The organism is Streptomyces sp. NPDC003635, assembly GCF_053587635.1.
In genome coordinates this window covers 78,816-99,223 of the sequence record NZ_JBSFOK010000024.1, presented here as the reverse complement: position 1 = coordinate 99,223, position 20,408 = coordinate 78,816, and the positions used below count along the sequence as shown (strand labels likewise).

Genomic DNA, 20,408 nt, shown 5'->3' with positions numbered 1-20,408 from the left:
CGCAAGGATTAGTTGTGGCTCAAGTCGCCTGTTGTGTCAAGGGTGTTGGCTGCGGCATTCGGGGGTGATGGCGCGGATATTTCCGTCAGGCGGTGCACAGCCCGTTCATATTTCCGAGAGGTCTCAACTCGGAAAAGACCACCGGCCAACCTTGCATTCGATCTTGCTCCGCTGGCGGGAAGTGGACTATACCTGTCGGCGATTCACGGTACTTCCTGCATGACCCTGCTTGACCTGACCGCGGTGCCGGGGAGGATCCGGTTCACCGCCTGAGTCCTGGAGAAGGCGAGGACTTGAGCATGGGATCCAACACCGACCCGAACAGCACAGCCGTGGGCACGAACCGCCGCGATCTGATCAAGCGGTCCGCCGCGCTCGGCCTGATCTCGGTACCCACGATGAGCTTCCTGTCCGCCTGCGCGAGCGGCGGCGGGGACGACGACTCGGGCACCGAGAACGAAGGCAAGACGTCGAAGGAGAACCCCTTCGGCGTGAAGAAGGGCACCAAGCTCGACGTCGTCGTCTTCAAGGGCGGCTACGGCGACGACTACGCCAAGGCGTGGGAGGCGTCCTTCGAGAAGAAGTGGGGGGTCACCTCCACCCACACCGGCACCCAGGAGATCACCGGCAAGCTCCAGCCGAGGTTCAACGCCAACACCCCGCCGGACATCGTGGACGACTCCGGCGCCCAGCAGATCCCGATCGACGTGCTCGCCAAGAACGGCCAGCTCCTCGACCTCGACGCGGTCCTGGAGGCCCCGTCGATCGACGACCCGAGCAAGAAGGTCCGCGACACCCTGATCCCGGGCACGCTCGACGCGGGCATGCAGGGCGGCAAGGTCGTCGCGCTCAACTACATCTACACGGTGTGGGGCCTGTGGTACTCCGGCAAGCTCTTCCAGGAGAAGGGCTGGGAGGCGCCCCAGACCTGGGACGACTTCCTGGCCATCTGCAAGGACGCCAAGTCCCAGGGCATCGGCGGCCTCGCCCACCAGGGCAAGTACCCGTACTACATCAACGTTGCCATCATGGACCTGATCGCCAAGACCGGTGGTCTGGACGCCATGAAGGCGATCGACAACCTCGAGCCCAACGCGTTCGTCGGCTCGGACGCCGCGACCGCCGCCGTCGAGGCCATCTACGAGGTCGTCGAGAAGGGCTACTTGATGCCCGGTACGAACGGCCTGACCCACACCGAGTCCCAGACCCGATGGAACCAGTACAAAGCGGCCTTCATCACCAGCGGTTCCTGGCTGGAGAACGAGCAGCTGAAGCAGACGCCCGAGGACTTCGACATGAAGTTCCTGCCGATGCCGCTGCTGCCCGACAGCCAGTTGCCGTTCGAGGCGATCCGGGCCGGTTCCGGCGAGCCGTTCATCATCCCGGCCAAGGCCAAGAACCTGCCCGCGGCCCAGGAGTTCATGCGGATGATGCTGTCCAAGGAGTGGTCGACGATGTTCGCCAAGGAGGCGAACTCGCTGACCATCCTCCAGGACGGCGTGGACGCGAGCGTCCAGCTGCGCCCCGGTACCCAGTCGACCGTCGAGGCCTCCAAGGCGGCCGGCGACAACACCTTCCGTTTCCTGTACACCGAGTGGTACAGCGAGATGGGGACGGCCATCGAGAACGCCTCCAACGAGCTGATGGCCAAGCGCATTCAGCCCAAGGAGTGGCTGAAGCGGGCGCAGGCCGCGGTGGACAAGCAGGCCAAGGACCCGGAGTCCAAGAAGAACCGACGGGACTGATCTCGACCGACCGCACTCCGGGCCGGAGACCGACTCCGGCCCGGAACGGGACTTCAGGGGCAGGAAACGCCAATGCGCAAAGGGCAGTACCGGTTCGTCGCGGGGTTTCTCTTCGTCCCCGTGGCGCTGTATGTGATCTTCGTGATCTGGCCGTACATCCAGACGTTCGGCTATTCGCTGACCGACTGGAAGGGCCAGTCGCAGACCTTCAACTTCGTCGGCCTGGACAACTACGAGGCGTTGTTCAAGGACGACATCTTCATGGGTGCCATCTGGCACAACATCCTGTTCCTGATCTTCATCCCGGCGATCACCATTCTGCTGGCGCTGTTCTTCGCGTTCATGCTGAACGCGGGCGGGCGCGGGCGGGCCGGCGGAGTCTCGGGGGTGGCCGGCTCCCGGTTCTACAAGGTCGTCTACTTCTTCCCGCAGGTGTTGTCGCTGGCGATCCTCGCGGTGCTGTTCGGAGCCGTGTACCGCAGCGACGGCGGCGGCATGCTCAACGGGTTCCTGATCAAGCTCGGTCTGGTCGACGAGGGCAGCCCCGTGGAGTGGCTCAACGAGCCGGACATCGTGCTGTGGGCGCTGATCGCGGTGGTCGTCTGGCACGGCGTCGGCTTCTATCTGGTGCTGTTCTCCGCGGCCATGCAGTCCATCCCGCGGGACATCTACGAGGCCGCGCTGATCGACGGCGCCGGCCGCGCCCACACCTTCTTCCGCATCACCCTGCCCCTGTTGTGGGACTCCGTGCAGACCGCCTGGGTCTACCTCGGCATCGCCGCGATGGACATGTTCATCCTGGTGACGACCATGACCTCCGGTGACTACGGCGGCGGCCCCGACCACCACAGCGAGGTCATGGCGACGGTGATGATGCGGAACTTCCTGCTGTACGGCAAGAGCGGCTACGCCTGCGCCATGGGCGTCATCATGCTGCTGCTCACCCTGATCGTGTCCGTGGTCACGCTGCGCGCCACCCGCCGCGAGCGCATCGAGTTCTGAGCGGGGAGAGACGACGATGAGCGCACCCATCAAGGAATCCGCGCCGCCCACCGGGCGGCCCGTGGACAAGACCCCGGCCCGACCGGGCGACGAGCGCAGCGAGGGCGTCGTACTGAACGTCTTCTCGCACGGCTTCCTCGCCCTGTGGGCGCTGCTGATCGTGCTGCCGCTGCTGTGGCTGGTGCTCAGCAGCTTCAAGTCCGACGTGCAGATCGGCTCCTCGGCCTTCGGCTGGCCGGAGAACTGGTCGTTCGACGTGTTCTCCCGGGCCTGGGACAAGGGCATCGGGGACTACTTCGTCAACACCGTCATCGTGCTGATCTTCTCGGTCCCGCTGACCATGCTGTTCGGCTCGATGGCGGCGTACGTGCTGGCCCGCTACCAGTTCTGGGGGAACCGCTTCCTCTACTACTTCTTCGTCGCGGGCGCGATGTTCCCGGTGTTCCTGGCGCTGGTCCCGCTGTTCTTCATGGTCAAACGCCTCGACATGCTGAACACGTACCAGGGCCTGATCCTGGTCTACGTCGCCTACTCGATGCCGTTCACGGTCTTCTTCATGCACGCCTTCTTCCGGACCCTGCCGACGGCGGTGTTCGAGGCGGCGATCCTGGACGGCGCCTCCCACAGCCGGGCCTTCTTCCAGGTCATGCTGCCGATGGCGAAGCCGGGACTGCTCAGCGTCGGCATCTTCAACACTCTCGGCCAGTGGAACCAGTTCATCCTGCCGACGGTGCTGATGCAGCCGCAGAGCGGTGACGATCCCGAGCGCTATGTGCTCACCCAGGGGCTCATCCAGCTTCAGCAGCAGCAGGGGTACGCCTCCGACCTGCCGGTGCTCTTCGCGGGCGTCACCATCGCGATGATCCCCATGCTGGTCGTGTACCTGTCCTTCCAGCGCCAGGTGCAGGCGGGTCTGACGTCCGCAACCTTGAAGTAAGCCCCGAAGTAACCCTCGGCAGTCGCTCGTACGCACGCCGTTCCCGTCCCTGGGAGCGGCGTGCGTCGGTGTGTCCAAGACCCCGGATACTGTTCAACCTCTTGACGGGAGGCAACCCGAACAGCTCAGCTTAGAGTTCACTAGTTGGACATAGACGGGGCCTCACTGAAGCGGTCCCGCGCGCAGGAGGTCGTCGTGGAGACTCCGGGGTCGCAGTCGTCGCTGCACCGAGCCAACCTGGAACGGGTCGTCCGGGCCGTACGGCTGGCCGGCTCGCTCACCCAGGCGGAGATCGCCAGGACGACGGGCCTGTCCGCGGCGACGGTCTCCAATATCGTCCGGGAGCTGAAGGACGGCGGAACCGTCGAGGTCACGCCCACTTCGGCGGGCGGCCGCCGGGCACGCAGCGTCTCCCTGAGCGGGGACGCCGGCATCGTCATCGGCGTCGACTTCGGCCACGCCCACCTGCGCGTCGCGATCGGCAACCTCGCCCATCAGGTACTGGCCGAGGAGTCCGAGCCGCTGGACGTGGACGCCTCCTCGACACAGGGCTTCGACCGGGCGGAAGAGCTGGTCAACCGCCTGATCGCGGCGACCGGCGTGGACCGCTCGAAGGTCGCGGGCGTGGGTCTCGGCGTGCCGGGTCCGATCGACGTGGAGTCCGGGACGCTCGGCTCGACCGCCATCCTGCCGGGCTGGACCGGCACCAAACCCGCCGAGGAACTGGGCGGTCGGCTCGGAGTGCCGGTGCACGTGGACAACGACGCCAACCTCGGCGCCCTCGGCGAGCTCGTCTGGGGGAGCGGCCGGGGGGTGCGGGATCTGGCGTACATCAAGGTCGCGAGCGGTGTCGGCGCGGGTCTGGTGATCAACGGAAAGATCTACCGGGGACCTGGTGGCACCGCAGGAGAAATCGGACATATTACACTTGACGAGTCCGGCCCGGTCTGCCGTTGTGGAAACCGCGGCTGCCTGGAGACCTTCGCGGCCGCCCGTTACGTGCTGCCGCTCCTCCAGTCCAGTCACGGCACGGATCTCACCATGGAAGGTGTCGTACGGCTGGCCAGGGACGGGGATCCGGGCTGCCGTCGGGTGATCGCCGACGTCGGCCGACACATCGGCAGTGGAGTGGCCAATCTCTGCAATCTCCTGAACCCGAGCCGGGTGGTCCTCGGCGGCGATCTCGCCGAGGCCGGCGAGCTGGTTCTCGGGCCCATCAGGGAGTCCGTGAGCCGGTACGCGATCCCCAGCGCGGCACGTCAACTCTCCGTTCTCCCAGGGGCCCTTGGAGGCCGTGCGGAGGTGCTCGGAGCGCTCGCTCTCGCACTCAGCGAGATGGGCGATTCGACCCTTTTGGACGGCACCCTGCATGCTGCGGCACCCGCCTTCACTTAGAGAACGGATGGCACCGTTGCCAACCCGTTAAGGATTTACTTCTTGACGTCGCACGCGTGGCCGAGTTGACTTCCAGCCACCTCGGCCGCAACGACGCGGCCTCGTCAGGGAGGTTTCTGAAGTGAACACGCGTATGCGTCGTGCCGCCGTCGCCGTTGCCGCAGGTGCAATGGCCATCTCGCTCGCCGCCTGTGGCAGCGCCGATGAAGCGGGCGACAACGGCTCCACCACGTCGGGCGCCAAGAAGGGCGACGACATCAAGGTCGGCCTCCTCCTTCCGGAGAACCAGACCGCGCGTTACGAGAAGTTCGACCGCCCGCTGATCGAGAAGAAGATCGGCGAGCTGACGAACGGCAAGGGCGAGGTCGTCTACGCCAACGCCAAGCAGGACGCCAGCACGCAGAGCCAGCAGGTCGACTCGATGATCACCAACAAGGTGGACGTGATCATCCTGGACGCGGTCGACTCCGCGGCCATCAAGTCCTCCGTGCAGAAGGCCAAGGACGCGGGCATCCCGGTCGTCGCCTACGACCGCCTGGCGCAGGGCCCGATCGACGCCTACACGTCGTTCGACAACGTGACGGTCGGCAAGACCCAGGGCGAGGCGCTCCTGGAGGCCCTTGGCGACAAGGCCAAGGACGGCCAGATCGTCATGATGAACGGTTCCTCCACCGACCCGAACGCGGCTCAGTTCAAGGAGGGCGCGCACTCCGTCCTCGACGGCAAGGTGAACGTCGGCAAGGAGTACGACACCAAGGAGTGGAAGCCGGAGAACGCCAACGCCAACATGGAGGGCGCGATCTCGGCGATCGGCAAGGACAAGATCATCGGCGTCTACTCCGCCAATGACGGCATGGCCGGCGGTATCATCACCGCCCTCAAGGCCGCCGGCATCGACGTCCCGGTGACCGGTCAGGACGCCGAGCTCGCCGGTGTGCAGCGCATCGTCACGGGTGAGCAGTACATGAGCGTCTACAAGCCGTACGCCCCCGAGGCCGACGCCGCCGCCGAGATGGCCGTCGCGCTCGCCCAGGGCAAGTCGCTCGACTCCGTCGCCAAGGACAAGGTCGACAGCCCCACCAACAAGGGCATCCCGTCCGTCCTGGTCGACGTCACCTCGCTGACCCAGGACAACATCAAGGACACCGTCGTCAAGGACGGCGTCTACACCGTCGCCGAGATCTGCACCGCCAAGTACAAGGCGGCCTGCGAGAAGATCGGCCTCGAGTAAACAGCTCGGGTCCCCTTTCCAAGTACCGGGATTCGCTCTTGAATTCCGGTACGGGACTTGAAGCTCCAGGCTCCTCCGGTGCCCCGCGCACTCGACAGCCCCGCAAGCTCGGCGCGGGGCGCCGGACGGAACTTCCCCCCTACTTTTCATGCACAACCTCCCGCCGGGTCAGGCGGCGAAGGAGATGATTCACGTGTCCGCTACGCCCGTGCTGGCGTTGCGCGGGGTCTCCAAGCGATTCGGTGCCGTCCAGGCGCTCACCGACGTAGAGCTTGAGGTCCACGCCGGTGAGGTGGTCGCCCTGGTCGGCGACAACGGCGCCGGAAAGTCCACGCTGGTGAAGACGATCGCCGGCGTGCACCCCATCGATGACGGTGCCATCGAGTGGGACGGCAAGGCCGTAACGATCAACCGGCCGCACGACGCCCAGAGCCTGGGCATCGCGACGGTCTACCAGGACCTCGCGCTGTGCGACAACATCGATGTCGTCGGCAACCTCTACCTGGGCCGGGAGCTGCGCAAGCGCGGTGTCCTGGACGAGGTGGAGATGGAGCGCCGCTCCCGCGAGCTGCTGGACACGCTGTCGATCCGCATTCCCAGCGTCCGTATCCCGATCGCCTCGCTCTCCGGCGGTCAGCGCCAGACGGTCGCCATCGCCCGCTCCATGCTGGGCGAGCCCAAGCTGGTCATCCTGGACGAGCCCACCGCCGCCCTCGGCGTCGAGCAGACCGCACAGGTGCTCGACCTGGTGGAGCGGCTGCGCGAGCGCGGCCACGCCGTCATCCTCATCAGCCACAACATGGCCGATGTGAAGGCGGTCGCCGACAAGGTCGCCGTCCTGCGCCTCGGGCGCAACAACGGCGTCTTCGAGGTCAAGTCGACCTCGCAGGAAGAGATCATCTCCGCCATCACCGGCGCCACGGACAACGCCGTGACCCGTCGTGCGGCGCGCAGCAATGGGGAGATCAAGAAGTGAGCAGCATCGACAAGACCTCCACGCCGCCCGAGGACCACGTGGTGGAGAACCCCGAGGCGGCGGCCGCGGCCGTCACCGTGGTGGACCCCCGGCTCCTGGTGCGCGAGCAGGGCCTCGCGGGCTACGTCTCCGAGTTCAAGCGCAAGATGAAGGCCGGCGACCTGGGTTCCCTCCCGGTCGTCATCGGTCTGGCGGTCATCTGGATCATCTTCCAGAGCCTGAACTCCAACTTCCTCACCGCCGGCAACCTCTCCGACATCTCCGTCGCCATGGTCGGCACGGGCATGATCGCCGTCGGCATCGTGTTCGTCCTGCTGCTCGGCGAGATCGACCTCTCGGTCGGCTCGGTCTCCGGTGTCGCGGGCGCCTCCTTCGCGGTGCTGAACGTCACCAACGGCATGAACGAGTGGCTCGCCTTCGTGCTGGCCATCCTCACCGGCACCGCCGCCGGCGCCATCCACGGCTTCTTCTTCGCGAAGATCGGCGTCCCCGCCTTCGCCGTGACCCTGGCCGGTCTGCTGTTCTGGAACGGCTTCATGCTCAAGATCCTGGGCGACAGCGGCACCATCAACCTGGACAGCGAAGGCCTCGTGGGCCAGCTGACCGGTTACTACTTCTCCGACGTGGCCGCCGCCTACGGCCTCGCCATCGCCGCGACGGTGCTGTACTTCCTCAGCTCCTTCTACGACAACCGCCGCCGCGAGGCCGCGGGCGTGCCGTCGAGGCCGCTGAGCGACACCATCCTGCGCACCGCGCTGCTGGGGATCGTCTCCGTGGCCGCTGCCATGGTCTACAACTCGCACAAGGGCCTGCCGCTGGCCGTGGTGCTCTTCATCGCGGTCCTGCTGGTGACGGACTTCGTGCTGCGCCGCACCTCCTACGGCCGCAAGGTGTTCGCGCTCGGCGGCAGCGTCGAGGCCTCCCGTCGTGCGGGCATCAACGTCGAGATGGTCCGGATCTCGGTCTTCGCGATCTCCGGCACCTTCGCCGCCATCGGCGGTCTGTTCATCGCGTCCAAGATCGCCTCGGCGAACCAGGGCGCCGGCGCCGGTGACCTGCTGATGAACGCCATCGCGGCGGCCGTCATCGGCGGTACCTCGCTGTTCGGTGGCCGGGGCCGCACGTGGAACGCCCTGCTCGGTGTTCTCGTGATCGTCTCGATCCAGTACGGCCTGGCCCTGGAGGGCATCGCCTCCCCGGTCCAGTACATGATCACCGGTGGTGTCCTGCTGGCGACCGTCGTCATCGACGCGGTCACCCGCAAGACCCAGAAGACCGCCGGCCGCGCCTAGCGCATCCCGTGAGACCTGTTGCCCGGTACCAATGGGGGTACCGGGCAACAGTCATGTCGTAGGAACGCCACATTGTGGGTACAGCCGGTCGCGTGACCTACGACGCACCGCCCGGGCGCGGTCCGCGAAGACGGAACATTAGACTCGACAAGCCCGGCAACAGCTCGAACAGCTCTACTGCAAGGAGGCACGGGTGCCGCTGCTGACCCGCATCAGGGGACCGCGCGATCTGGACCGGCTCAGCCTGGAGCAGCTGGACCAGCTGGCAGGGGAGATCCGGACCTTCCTCGTCGACGCCGTGTCCAAGACCGGCGGCCACCTCGGCCCCAACCTCGGTGTGGTGGAGCTGACCATCGCCCTGCACCGGGTCTTCGAGTCGCCGAAGGACAAGGTGCTGTGGGACACCGGCCACCAGTCCTACGTCCACAAGCTCCTCACCGGCCGCCAGGACTTCTCCCGGCTGAAGATGAAGGGCGGCCTGTCCGGCTACCCCTCGCAGGCCGAGTCCGAGCACGACGTCATCGAGAACAGCCACGCCTCCACGGTCCTCGGCTGGGCCGACGGCCTGGCGAAAGCCAACCAGATCCGGAAACGCGACGACCACGTCGTGGCCGTGATCGGGGACGGCGCCCTCACCGGCGGCATGGCCTGGGAGGCGCTGAACAACATCGCCGAGGCCAAGGACCGCCCCCTCGTCATCGTCGTCAACGACAACGAGCGGTCGTACGCGCCCACCATCGGCGGCCTGGCGAACCACCTCGCGACGCTGCGCACCACCGACGGCTACGAGCGCTTCCTGAGCCGCACCAAGGAGATCCTCGACCGCACCCCGGTCGTCGGCAGGCCGCTCTACGAGACCCTGCACGGCGCCAAGAAGGGCCTGAAGGACTTCATCGCCCCGCAGGGCATGTTCGAGGACCTCGGCCTGAAGTACGTCGGCCCCATCGACGGCCACGACATCGAGGCCCTGGAGTCCGCCCTCGCCCGCGCCAAGCGCTTCGGCGGCCCGGTCATCGTGCACTGCCTCACCGAGAAGGGCCGCGGCTACCAGCCCGCCCTCCAGGACGAGGCGGACCGCTTCCACGCCGTCGGCAAGATCCACCCCGACACCGGACTGCCGATCGCCTCCTCCGGCGCCGACTGGACGTCCGTCTTCGGCGAGGAGATGGTCGCGCTCGGCAAGGAGCGCGAGGACATCGTCGCGATCACCGCCGCGATGCTCCAGCCGGTCGGCCTGGACAAGTTCGCCAAGGCGTTCCCCGACCGGGTCTACGACGTGGGCATCGCCGAGCAGCACGGCGCCGTCTCCGCGGCCGGCCTGGCCACGGGCGGGGTGCACCCGGTCTTCGCCGTCTACGCCACCTTCCTCAACCGCGCCTTCGACCAGGTCCTCATGGACGTGGCCCTGCACAAGTGCGGGGTGACCTTCGTCCTGGACCGGGCCGGCATCACCGGCACCGACGGCGCCTCCCACAACGGCATGTGGGACATGTCGATCCTCCAGGTCGTGCCCGGCCTCAGGCTCGCCGCCCCGCGCGACGCCGACCAGGTCCGCGCCCAGCTCCGGGAGGCCGTCGAGGTCGAGGACGCGCCGACCGTGGTCCGCTTCTCCAAGGGCGCCGTCGGCCCCGCCGTACCGGCCGTGGGCCGCGTCGGCGGCATGGACGTGCTGCGCGAGCCGGGCACCGACCGGCCCGACGTGCTGCTCGTCTCGGTCGGCGCCCTCGCGCCGATGTGCCTGGAGATCGCGGACCTGCTCGACAAGCAGGGCATCTCCACCACCGTCGTCGACCCGCGCTGGGTCAAGCCCGTCGACGAGGCCATGGCCCCGCTCGCCGATCGGCACCGGGTGGTCGTCACCGTGGAGGACAACTCCCGCGTCGGCGGCGTCGGCTCCGCCGTCGCCCAGGCGCTGCGGGACGCGGGCGTCGACGTCCCGCTGCGTGACTTCGGCATCCCGCCGCGCTTCCTCGACCACGCCTCGCGCGCCGAGGTCATGGCGGAGATCGGCCTCACGGCCCCGGACATCGCCCGCCAGGTCACCGGGCTCGTCTCCAAACTGGACGGCCGGTTCGACCGTACGGCCGCCGAGGTCGACTCGGTGGAGCCCGCGCGCGACTGAGTACCGCCGAATGGGCCGGTCCCACCCCCCTTTGCGGTGGTGGAACCGGCCCGTCCGTGTGACAGCGCTTGTGTCAGGGCATACGCACCACGCCCCCTCTCGATCATGTCGAGGACGACAAGCGTCGGAGGTACGCCCATGAGCAACACCCTCTTCCGGACGAAGAAGGTCGAGCAGTCCATCCTCGATACCGAGGAACCCGAGCACGCGCTCAAGAAATCCCTGTCCGCGCTCGATCTGACGGTCTTCGGCGTCGGTGTCATCATCGGCACCGGCATCTTCGTCCTGACCGGCACCGTTGCCAAGAACAACGCGGGGCCCGCCGTCGCCCTCGCCTTCGTGGCGGCCGGCGTCGCCTGCGCGCTCGCCGCGCTCTGTTATGCCGAGTTCGCCTCCACGGTCCCGGTCGCCGGGTCCGCCTACACCTTTTCCTATGCCTCCCTCGGGGAACTGCCCGCCTGGATCATCGGCTGGGACCTGGTCCTGGAGTTCGCGCTCGGCACGGCGGTGGTGGCCGTCGGCTGGTCGGGCTACGTCCAGTCGCTCATGGACAACGCGGGCTGGGAGATGCCCGCGGCCCTGGGCAGCAGAGAGGGCGCCGACGCCTTCGGCTTCGACATCCTCGCCGCCGCGCTCGTCCTCGTCCTCACCTTCATCCTCGTCCTCGGCATGAAGCTGTCGGCGCGGATCACCTCGCTCGTCGTCGCCATCAAGGTGACCGTCGTGCTGACCGTGATCATCGCGGGCGCCTTCCTGATCGACGGCGACAACTACGACCCCTTCATCCCGAAGGCGCAGGCCGTGGAGGCGGGCGAGAGTCTCCAGGCCCCGCTCATCCAGCTGATGTTCGGCTGGGCTCCCTCCAACTTCGGCGTGATGGGCATCTTCACCGCCGCCTCGGTCGTGTTCTTCGCCTTCATCGGCTTCGACGTGGTGGCCACGGCGGCCGAGGAGACCAGGAACCCGCAGCGCGACATGCCGCGCGGCATCATCGGGTCCCTCCTCATCTGCACCGCGCTGTACGTCGCCGTGTCGATCGTCGTCACGGGCATGCAGCACTACAGCGAGCTGTCCGTGGACGCGCCGCTCGCCGACGCCTTCAAGGCCACCGGACATCCCTGGTTCGCGGGCTTCATCAGCTTCGGCGCCGCGGTCGGCCTGACGACGGTCTGCATGATCCTGCTGCTCGGCCAGACCCGTGTCTTCTTCGCGATGAGCCGGGACGGGCTGCTGCCGCGCTTCTTCTCCCGCGTCCACCCGCGGTTCAAGACCCCGCACCGGCCGACCATCCTGCTCGGCGTGATCATCGCGGTGCTCGCCGGCTTCACCCCGCTGACCGAACTCGCCGCCCTGGTGAACATCGGCACCCTGTTCGCGTTCGTGGTCGTCTCGATCGGCGTGATCATCCTCCGCAGGACGCGCCCCGACCTGCACCGGGCCTTCCGCACCCCGTGGGTGCCGGTCATCCCGATCCTGTCGGTGTGCGCCTCGCTGTGGCTGATGATCAACCTGCCCGCCGAGACCTGGATCCGGTTCGCGATCTGGATGGCCGCCGGCTTCGTCGTGTACTTCCTCTACGGCCGCTCCCACAGCCGCCTCGGACGGGAGGAGCAGACCTCGGTCGGCGGTGCCGGGGAACCGCCCCGCGGTGACATGCAGTAGTCAGTTCTGTTTGACCTCCCGGCCCCGTATGTCCCGCTTCGATAGGGACTGCGGGGCCGGATAGCGTGCACTTCCATGCACGCCGAGCCCTTCGCCCCGCAACGCTCCGTGTCCGCGCGGCGAGCGGGCCACGGCTACTGGAGCCGTCTGGTGCCCGTCCTCGCGCTGCTGGCCTGCGTGACGCGCGTCCCGTCCTTCACCCGGCCCCTGTGGAACCCCGACGAGGGCTATCTCGCCGTACAGGCCCGGATGCTGGCGGCCGGTGGGGAGCTGTACGCGACGGTCGTGGACCGCAAGCCGCCGCTCGTGCCGTGGCTGTACCAGGGCGCGTTCGCGCTGGCCGGCTCGGACTCGCTGACGTCGGTGCGGGTGCTGGCGGTGCTGGCCCAGTTGCTGACGGCGGTCCTGCTCGCCTCCCTGGCCCGCCGCCGCTGGGGAGACCCGGCGGGCCGCACGGCCGGGGTGCTGTACCTGCTGATCTCCGTCGGCCTCAACCCCGAGGACGCGCAGGCGGCCACCTTCGAGGTCTTCATGCTCCCCTGCACGGCGGCCGCGATGTGGTGCGCGGACCGGCGGCGCTGGGCCGCGGCCGGTACGGCGGTCGGCTGCGCGTTCCTCGCCAAGCAGACCGGCGGGGCGGTGCTGGTTCCGGTGCTGTGGCTGTGCGGCGCCTCCTGGGGCGGGTTGCTGCGGCTGGGGGTGGGCGCGGCGGCGCCGGTGCTGACGGCGGCGGTGCTGACGACTCCGGGCGGCTTCCTGTTCTGGACGGTCACCGGGTCGGGGGCGTACGCATCCTTCACGGGGTCCGAACTCCACGTCCTGGCCCGGGCGCTGACGAACACGGCGATCCTGACGGTGGCCTGCGCGGGCCTGCTCCCGGCGGTCGCACGGGCCGTGCGCAGCCGGCGTGCCGGGACGGCGGACGTCGTGCTGTGGCTGGTCTCGTCGGCCGGGGCCGTGGCGCTCGGCTTCCACTTCTTCGGCCACTACTACCTGCAACTGACACCCCCGCTGGCCCTGTTGGCGACGGCGGCCCTGCGCGGCGCCCAGGCCCGGGGTGCGGTGGTGGCCTCGGCCTGCGCCTGCGCCCTGTTCCTGACCTGGGGCCTGCTCGCCCCCCGCCCGGAACTGACCCACGCCCAGCGCCTGGCACGGGCGATCACCGAGCACACGGCTCCGGGGGACCGGATCCTGCTGTGGGGGATACACCCGGAGACGTACTGGCTCGCCGACCGCACCCCGGCGACCCGATACCTGACGGCGGGCCTCCTGACGAACTACAGCGGCGGCCGGAACGGCCCGCGGGTGGGGGAGCGCCACGGCATGGCGGGCGCCTGGACCACCTTCCGCACCGAACTGGCCGACCCCCCGGCCCTGATCGTCGACGACTCCCGCGGCAAGCCGTACGCCCCGGACCGCATCCGCACGCTACGGCGACTGCTGGAGCGGTACGAGGAAGTGGCGACGGTGGACGGAGCCGTGCTCCACAAACGGGCCTGACCTCATGGCCGTACCGTCCGCGGTCCCGTCACCTCCGCGCCCAACTCCGTCACGCGCCGCCGCAGTTCCCGGTCCGCCGTCACCACCAGGCAGGCACGTCCGTCCGGCCGGTCGGCGACCAGCCGGACCATGTGGTCGTCGCCGCTGCCCGGCGCGGACTCCACGCGTACGCCCGCCACCGAAGGGACCCCACGAGCCGCGCCCTCCACGACGAGCACGATCTCGACCGGCCCCGCCCGCCCCGGGACGCCGTCCGCGGCCAGCCGGTCCCGCAGGCGCTCCGCCGCCCCCCGCCGGTCCCGCCACCACCCGTCGGGCACCGACCCGACGACGTTCGCGGCGTCGACGATCACCAGCAAAGGAGCCTCCATGGGCCCAGGGTCGCACGCGCTGCCCGGCACGCCCCCGTTTAAAGTGATCCGGTGAACGGCGACTGGCTCATACGCGGCCGAGACGGCCGCCTCAGCGTCTACTGGCACACCCAGGACGCCGTCCTGTGCCGTGCGGAACACATCCCCGGCGGCGGCTGGGACGCTCCCCGCCGAGTGGGCGGTGACCAGAAGGTCCAGGCGGGCTTCGCCCTGGGCCAGGGCGCCGACGGCTACGCCCAACTGGTCGCCTGGCGGCCCACCCGTTCAGGTGAATCCGGCCTGGTGCACTCCACCCACTTCCGCCCGCTGCTCGCGGCGCTGGACTGGATCCCCATCGGCCACCCCAACAAGACGGGAGAGCGCACCGGCACCCCGGCCGTCGCCGTCGACGCCGAGGGCCGCGTGTACCTCTTCGTACGCAATCGGGGCAGGGGCGTCCACACCATCAACCAGAAGGAGCGGGGCGGCTGGAACACCTGGCACGACCTGAAGGGCTCCAAGGTCGGCGAGGAACTCGTCGCCGTCACCGCGGAGTCGGGCCTGGTCGAGGTGTACGCCGTCGGCCCCACCGGGGTCCTGCGCTGGCTCCAGCAGGAACCCGGCGCCCGTCCGGCGGCGGCCGACCCGCTGACCGCCGACGTCGCCCCGGGGACGCTCAGCGCGCTGTCCACCTCCAAGGAGCACACGACCCTGTTCTACGCGGACCCCGACGGCATGCTGCACGCCTGGCGTCCGGACGCCGACCCGATCCCGCTCATCGCCGTCGCGGGCCCGGGACCGGTCTCCGCGGTCCGCTGCGTCCTGGGCGGCCACGACTGCACCCTGCTCGCCCAGCGCTCCTCCTCCGGCCGCGTGGCGTTCGCCGCGTATCCGACGGAACAGGAGTCGGCGGGACTGTGGTGGACGGAGTCGGGACCGGTGCTGCCGGTGGGCACCCGGGTCGCCGTGGCGGAGGACGCCGAGGGCCGGGTGGTGGCCGCCAGCCTCACCCCGGACGGCGTTCTGCGCCTGGCCCGCCAGAAGGACGAACCGGGACTCGCGCTGGCGGCCTGGCAGACCGTCTGAGCAACGGGAAGAGGGCCCCCGCCGAGGCGGAGGCCCTCTTCACAGCCGCAGGAGACGTTACGCCGGAACCGACGCCACGCCCGGGGCCAGGAACTTCTTGCCGTTCACGCGCTCGGAGACACCCTCGCGGTCCAGGTACGGCGTGATGCCGCCCAGGTGGAAGGGCCAGCCGGCGCCCGTGATCAGGCAGAGGTCGATGTCCTGGGCCTCGGCGACGACGCCCTCGTCGAGCATGAGCCCGATCTCCTGGGCCACCGCGTCGAGGACGCGGTCGCGGACCTGCTCCTCGGTCAGGACGACGTCGCCCTGCTTCAGGAGCGCGGCGACCTCGGGGTCCAGCTCCGGCTTGCCGGAGTCGTAGACGTAGAAGCCGCGCTTGCCCGCCTTGACGACGGCCGCGAGGTTCGGGGAGACCGTGAAGCGGTCCGGGAAGGCCCGGTTGAGGGTCTCCGAGACGTGCAGACCGATCGCGGGACCGACCAGCTCCAGCAGCACCAGCGGGGACATCGGCAGACCGAGCGGCTCGATGGCCTTCTCGGCGACCTCGACCGGGGTGCCCTCGTCGATGACGTTCTGGATCTCGCCCATGAAGCGGGTGAGGATGCGGTTCACGACGAACGCCGGGGCGTCCTTGGTGAGGACCGCGGTCTTCTTCAGCTTCTTGGCGACGGCGAAGGCCGTGGCCAGCGAGGCGTCGTCCGTCTTCTCGCCGCGGACGATCTCGAGGAGCGGGAGGACGGCCACCGGGTTGAAGAAGTGGAAGCCCACGACCCGCTCGGGGTGCTGAAGCTTCGACGCCATCTCCGACACCGACAGCGAGGAGGTGTTCGTCGCGAGGATCGCGTGCGCCGGGGCGACCGCCTCGACCTCTGCGAACACCTGCTGCTTGACACCGATCTCCTCGAACACGGCCTCGATGATGAAGTCCGCGTCCGCGAAGCCCTCGGCCTTGTCCAGCACACCGGTGACCAGGGCCTTCAGACGGTTGGCCTTGTCCTGGTTGATACGGCCCTTGCCGAGCAGCTTCTCGATCTCGGCGTGGACGTAACCCACACCCTTGTCGACGCGCTCCTGGTCGATGTCGGTCAGCACGACCGGCACCTCGAGGCGGCGAAGGAAGAGCAGCGCGAGCTGGGAGGCCATCAGACCGGCGCCGACGACACCGACCTTGGTGACCGGGCGGGCCAGGTTCTTGTCCGGGGCGCCCGCGGGACGCTTGCCGCGCTTCTGCACCAGGTTGAACGCGTAGATGCCGGCGCGCAGTTCGCCACCCATGATCAGGTCGGCGAGCGCCACGTCCTCGGCGTCGAATCCCTGCTGGAGGTCGCCGTTCTTGGCGGCGGCGATGATGTCCAGGGCGCGGTAGGCGGCCGGGGCGGCGCCGTGCACCTTGGAGTCGGCGATGAAGCGGCCCTTGGCGACGGCCTGGTCCCAGGCCTCACCACGGTCGATCGCCGGGCGCTCGACGACGATCTCGCCCTTGAGGACGGACGCCGTCCACAGGAGCGACTGCTCCAGGAAGTCGGCCCCCTCGAAGATCGCGTCGGCGATGCCGAGCTCGTAGACCTGCGAGCCCTTGAGCTGCTTGTTCTGGTTGAGGCTGTTCTCGATGATCACCGAGACGGCCTTCTCGGCGCCGATCAGGTTCGGCAGGATCGTGCAGCCGCCCCAGCCGGGCACCAGGCCGAGGAAGACCTCGGGGAGCGAGAACGCCGGGAGCGCGGCGGAGACGGTCCGGTAGCGGCAGTGCAGACCGACCTCGACGCCGCCACCCATCGCGGCGCCGTTGTAGTACGCGAAGGTCGGCACCGCGAGGCCCGCGAGGCGCTTGAAGACCTCGTGACCGCCCTTGCCGATGGCCAGCGCGTCCTTGTGCTCCTTGAGGAGCTCGACGCCCTTCAGGTCCGCGCCGACGGCGAAGATGAACGGCTTGCCGGTGACGCCGACGCCGACGATGTCGCCGTCCGCGGCCTCCTTCTCGACCTGGTCGATGGCGGCGTTGAGGTTCGCCAGCGAGGCCGGGCCGAAGGTGGTCGGCTTGGTGTGGTCGAAGCCGTTGTCCAGCGTGATGAGCGCGAAGCGCCCGGCGCCGAACGGCAGGTCGAGGTGGCGTACGTGCGCGGACGTCACGACCTCGTCGGGGAACAGCTCGGCCGCACCCTTCAAAAGCTCAGCGGTGGTGCTCACTTGTCCCCCTCGAAGTGCGGGTTCTCCCAGATGACCGTCGCGCCCATGCCGAAGCCGACGCACATGGTGGTCAGGCCGTAGCGGACCTGAGGCTGCTCCTCGAACTGACGGGCCAGCTGCGTCATGAGACGCACGCCCGACGAGGCCAGCGGGTGACCGAAGGCGATGGCGCCGCCGTACTGGTTGACGCGGGCGTCGTCGTCGGCGATGCCGTAGTGCTCCAGGAACGCGAGCACCTGCACGGCGAAGGCCTCGTTGATCTCGAACAGGCCGATGTCGTCGATGGTCAGGCCCGCCTGGGCGAGCGCCTTCTCCGTGGCCGGGATCGGGCCGTAGCCCATGACCTCCGGCTCCACACCCGCGAAGGAGTAGGAGACGAGGCGCATCTTCACCGGGAGGCCGTGCTCGCGGGCGAAGTCCTCGGAGGCGATGAGTGAGGCGGTGGCGCCGTCGTTCAGACCGGCCGCGTTTCCGGCGGTGACCCGGCCGTGGACGCGGAACGGGGTCTTCAGACCGGCCAGGTTCTCCAGCGTGGTCCCCGGGCGCATCGGCTCGTCGGCCGTGACCAGGCCCCAACCGGTCTCGCCGGCCTCGGGGTTGGTGCGGCGCACCGAGACCGGGACCAGGTCGGCCTGGATCTTGCCGTTGGCGTAGGCCTTGGCGGCCTTCTCCTGCGAGCGCACGGCGTACTCGTCGGCGCGCTGCTTGGTGATCGTCGGGTAGCGGTCGTGCAGGTTCTCGGCGGTCATGCCCATGAACAGCGCCGACTCGTCGACCAGCTTCTCGCTGACGAACCGCGGGTTCGGGTCGACGCCCTCGCCCATCGGGTGGCGGCCCATGTGCTCGACACCGCCGGCGATGGCGACGTCGTACGCGCCGAAGGCCACGGAACCGGCGACGGACGTGACGGCGGTCAGCGCGCCGGCGCACATCCGGTCGATGGAGTAACCGGGCACGGACTGCGGCAGACCGGCGAGGATGCCCGCGGTGCGGCCGATGGTCAGACCCTGGTCGCCGATCTGCGTGGTCGCGGCGATGGCGACCTCGTCGATCTTGGCGGGCTCCAGACCGGGGTTGCGGCGCAGCAGCTCCCGGATCGCCTTCACGACGAGGTCGTCGGCGCGGGTCTCGTGGTAGATGCCCTTCGGGCCCGCCTTGCCGAACGGGGTGCGGACGCCGTCGACGAAGACGACGTCCCTGACGGTACGAGGCACGATGGCTCTCCTCCAGGGTGCGGGACTGCACTGCTGCGGCACGCATGCACTGAGCGCGCGCTTACGACCATGCTACTTATGAGTAACGTAGCTGCCCAGCCCCACGGATCCAAGCGGCGAAGGTCACACCGTGGGCGGCGCGCGGGCGGCCGTGACGGATCTCCGTGTGCCCGGGGGTCATTGCACCTCCCGGGCGGTCCGGCGCCCTGCTCCACTGCGGCGGGCCGCTCCCTCACCTCCGGCAGGACCTTGGCGTGATCTCGACGTTCTTATCCCGGCAGGAGCGGTCCTGGTGGTCCCGCCGACGCGCGCCCTTTTCCGTTCCTGCGGCGGTTCAGCCGCAGCCGCAGCCGCAGCCGCAGCCGCAGCCGCCGCCGGTCAGGCGGACAGCGCGGCCACCAGGACGGGCGTCACCTGCTCCACCTGCCACGGCCGGGCGCCGTGTGCCGCGAGGGCGGCGCCCACCGTCTCGGCGTCCACCTCCTGGGGCGGCTCCCAGCACACCCGCCGCACGGTGTCCGGAGTGATCAGATTCTCCTGGGGCATGGTGAGCCGCTCGGCGAGCGCGGAGATTCCGGCCCGGGCCGCGGAGAGCCGTGCCGCCGCCGCCGGATCCTTGTCGGCCCAGGCCCGCGGGGGCGGCGGCCCCGTCACCGGCTGCCCCGGCTGCGGCAACTGCGACTCGGAGAGCATCTTGGCCCGGTCCACGGCGGCCTGCCACTGCTCCAGCTGACGCCGGCCCATGCGGTGGCCGAAGCCGTTCAGGGCGGCCAGGGCGTGCACGTTCGCCGGAAGGGCGAGCGCGGCCTCGACGATGGCCGCGTCGGAGAGCACCTTGCCCGGAGAGACGTCCCGCCGCTGGGCGATGCGGTCCCGGGCCTCCCACAGCTCCCGGACGACACCGAGCTGTCGGCGCCGGCGCACCTTGTGCATCCCGGAGGTCCGTCGCCAGGGATCCTTGCGGGGTTCGGCGGGCGGGGCCGAGGCGATCGCGTCGAACTCCTGCCGGGCCCACTCCAGCTTGCCCTGCCGGTCCAGCTCCTTCTCCAGCGCGTCGCGCAGATCGACCAGCAGCTCGACGTCGAGCGCGGCGTAGCGCAGCCACGGCTCGGGCAGCGGGCGGGTGGACCAGTCGACGGCGGAGTGCCCCTTCTCCAGGACGAACCCGAGGACGCTCTCGACCATCGCGCCGAGCCCGACCCGGGGGAACCCGGCGAGGCGCCCGGCCAGCTCGGTGTCGAACAGCCGCGTCGGCACCATGCCTATTTCCCTGAGGCAGGGCAGGTCCTGGGTGGCGGCGTGCAGCACCCACTCCGCGTCGGCGAGCGCCTCGCCGAGGCCGGACAGCTCGGGACAGGCCACGGGGTCGATCAGCGCGGTGCCCGCCCCCTGCCGCCGCAGCTGCACCAGATAGGCGCGCTGTCCGTAGCGGTAGCCGGACGCCCGTTCGGCGTCGACGGCGACGGGTCCGGAGCCGGCCGCGAAGGCGGCGATCACCCGGGCGAGGGACTCCTCGTCGGCGATCACGGGCGGAATGCCCTCACGCGGTTCGAGCAAAGGGGTCGGTTCAGGGCTCGAAACGTCCGGCGCCCCCGTAACAGACGATCCGCCGTCGTCCGGAGGGGCGCCTCCGGTGGTTCGCAGTGAGCTGTCTGCTGCGGTCTCTTGGGCGTCGGTCACCTGTCAAGGGTATCCGTGTATGGACAGCG

Annotated in this window: 15 protein-coding genes; 11 read left to right on the top strand and 4 right to left on the bottom strand. The window is 69.2% G+C overall.

Translation table 11 applies throughout. The features are described from left to right. The first annotated feature begins 299 nt into the window (after positions 1 to 299). The 10 genes from ngcE to ACWDRW_RS22790 all read left to right on the top strand — a co-directional run bounded on the left by ngcE (position 300) and on the right by ACWDRW_RS22790 (position 13,862). Positions 300 to 1,745 carry an N-acetylglucosamine/diacetylchitobiose ABC transporter substrate-binding protein gene (gene ngcE, locus ACWDRW_RS22835; protein WP_451725775.1) on the top strand — a complete coding sequence of 482 codons (1,446 nt, stop codon included), beginning with the start codon at positions 300 to 302 and terminating at the stop codon, positions 1,743 to 1,745. A 72-nt stretch (positions 1,746 to 1,817) separates the two neighbouring features. Next, a complete protein-coding gene (locus ACWDRW_RS22830) occupies positions 1,818 to 2,747 on the top strand; it encodes a carbohydrate ABC transporter permease (protein WP_451725773.1) in 930 nt (309 codons plus the stop codon). A 16-nt stretch (positions 2,748 to 2,763) separates the two neighbouring features. Next, positions 2,764 to 3,684 (top strand): carbohydrate ABC transporter permease, encoded by a 921-nt coding sequence (locus ACWDRW_RS22825; protein ID WP_451725771.1) that lies wholly within the window; start codon positions 2,764 to 2,766, stop codon positions 3,682 to 3,684. A gap of 195 nt (positions 3,685 to 3,879) precedes the next feature. Further along, the gene (locus tag ACWDRW_RS22820; RefSeq protein WP_451725814.1) at positions 3,880 to 5,079 is read left to right on the top strand and encodes an ROK family transcriptional regulator; all 1,200 of its coding nucleotides are present in this window, start codon (positions 3,880 to 3,882) and stop codon (positions 5,077 to 5,079) included. A 133-nt stretch (positions 5,080 to 5,212) separates the two neighbouring features. Further along, complete coding sequence (locus ACWDRW_RS22815) at positions 5,213 to 6,310, top strand: substrate-binding domain-containing protein (RefSeq protein WP_451725812.1); 1,098 nt, start codon at positions 5,213 to 5,215, stop codon at positions 6,308 to 6,310. A 184-nt stretch (positions 6,311 to 6,494) separates the two neighbouring features. Continuing rightward, positions 6,495 to 7,286, top strand: coding sequence for an ATP-binding cassette domain-containing protein (locus ACWDRW_RS22810; protein ID WP_451725769.1), 792 nt, complete (start codon positions 6,495 to 6,497; stop codon positions 7,284 to 7,286). Beyond that, positions 7,283 to 8,578, top strand: a complete 1,296-nt coding sequence (locus ACWDRW_RS22805; protein WP_451725767.1) for a sugar ABC transporter permease — start codon at positions 7,283 to 7,285, stop codon at positions 8,576 to 8,578. The genes ACWDRW_RS22810 and ACWDRW_RS22805 overlap by 4 nt, the downstream gene beginning before the upstream one ends. A gap of 193 nt (positions 8,579 to 8,771) precedes the next feature. Then, positions 8,772 to 10,700 (top strand): 1-deoxy-D-xylulose-5-phosphate synthase, encoded by a 1,929-nt coding sequence (gene dxs / locus ACWDRW_RS22800; protein ID WP_451725765.1) that lies wholly within the window; start codon positions 8,772 to 8,774, stop codon positions 10,698 to 10,700. Between the two features lie 138 nt (positions 10,701 to 10,838). After that, positions 10,839 to 12,362, top strand: a complete 1,524-nt coding sequence (locus ACWDRW_RS22795; RefSeq protein WP_451725763.1) for an amino acid permease — start codon at positions 10,839 to 10,841, stop codon at positions 12,360 to 12,362. 75 nt (positions 12,363 to 12,437) lie between these two features. Next, entirely contained in the window at positions 12,438 to 13,862 is a 1,425-nt protein-coding gene (locus ACWDRW_RS22790; RefSeq protein ID WP_451725761.1) for an ArnT family glycosyltransferase, read from the top strand. Positions 13,863 to 13,864: 2 nt separating this feature from the next. Here ACWDRW_RS22790 and ACWDRW_RS22785 read toward each other — a convergent pair whose 3' ends face one another. Continuing rightward, complete coding sequence (locus ACWDRW_RS22785; RefSeq protein ID WP_451725759.1) at positions 13,865 to 14,233, bottom strand: NTP pyrophosphohydrolase; 369 nt, start codon at positions 14,231 to 14,233, stop codon at positions 13,865 to 13,867. A 51-nt stretch (positions 14,234 to 14,284) separates the two neighbouring features. On the opposite strand from ACWDRW_RS22785, the gene ACWDRW_RS22780 reads away from it, so the two are divergent. Then, positions 14,285 to 15,298 carry a hypothetical protein gene (locus tag ACWDRW_RS22780; protein ID WP_451725757.1) on the top strand — a complete coding sequence of 338 codons (1,014 nt, stop codon included), beginning with the start codon at positions 14,285 to 14,287 and terminating at the stop codon, positions 15,296 to 15,298. 57 nt (positions 15,299 to 15,355) lie between these two features. Here the strand turns inward: ACWDRW_RS22780 and ACWDRW_RS22775 are convergent, their stop codons facing one another. The 3 genes from ACWDRW_RS22775 to ACWDRW_RS22765 all read right to left on the bottom strand — a co-directional run bounded on the left by ACWDRW_RS22775 (position 15,356) and on the right by ACWDRW_RS22765 (position 20,379). Then, entirely contained in the window at positions 15,356 to 17,485 is a 2,130-nt protein-coding gene (locus tag ACWDRW_RS22775) for a 3-hydroxyacyl-CoA dehydrogenase NAD-binding domain-containing protein (RefSeq protein ID WP_451725755.1), read from the bottom strand. After that, positions 17,482 to 18,699, bottom strand: a complete 1,218-nt coding sequence (locus ACWDRW_RS22770) for a thiolase family protein (RefSeq protein ID WP_451725754.1) — start codon at positions 18,697 to 18,699, stop codon at positions 17,482 to 17,484. Before ACWDRW_RS22770 ends, ACWDRW_RS22775 begins: the two co-directional genes overlap by 4 nt. A 378-nt stretch (positions 18,700 to 19,077) precedes the next feature. After that, positions 19,078 to 20,379, bottom strand: coding sequence for a ribonuclease D (locus ACWDRW_RS22765; protein WP_451725752.1), 1,302 nt, complete (start codon positions 20,377 to 20,379; stop codon positions 19,078 to 19,080). Between the last annotated feature and the right edge of the window lie 29 nt (positions 20,380 to 20,408).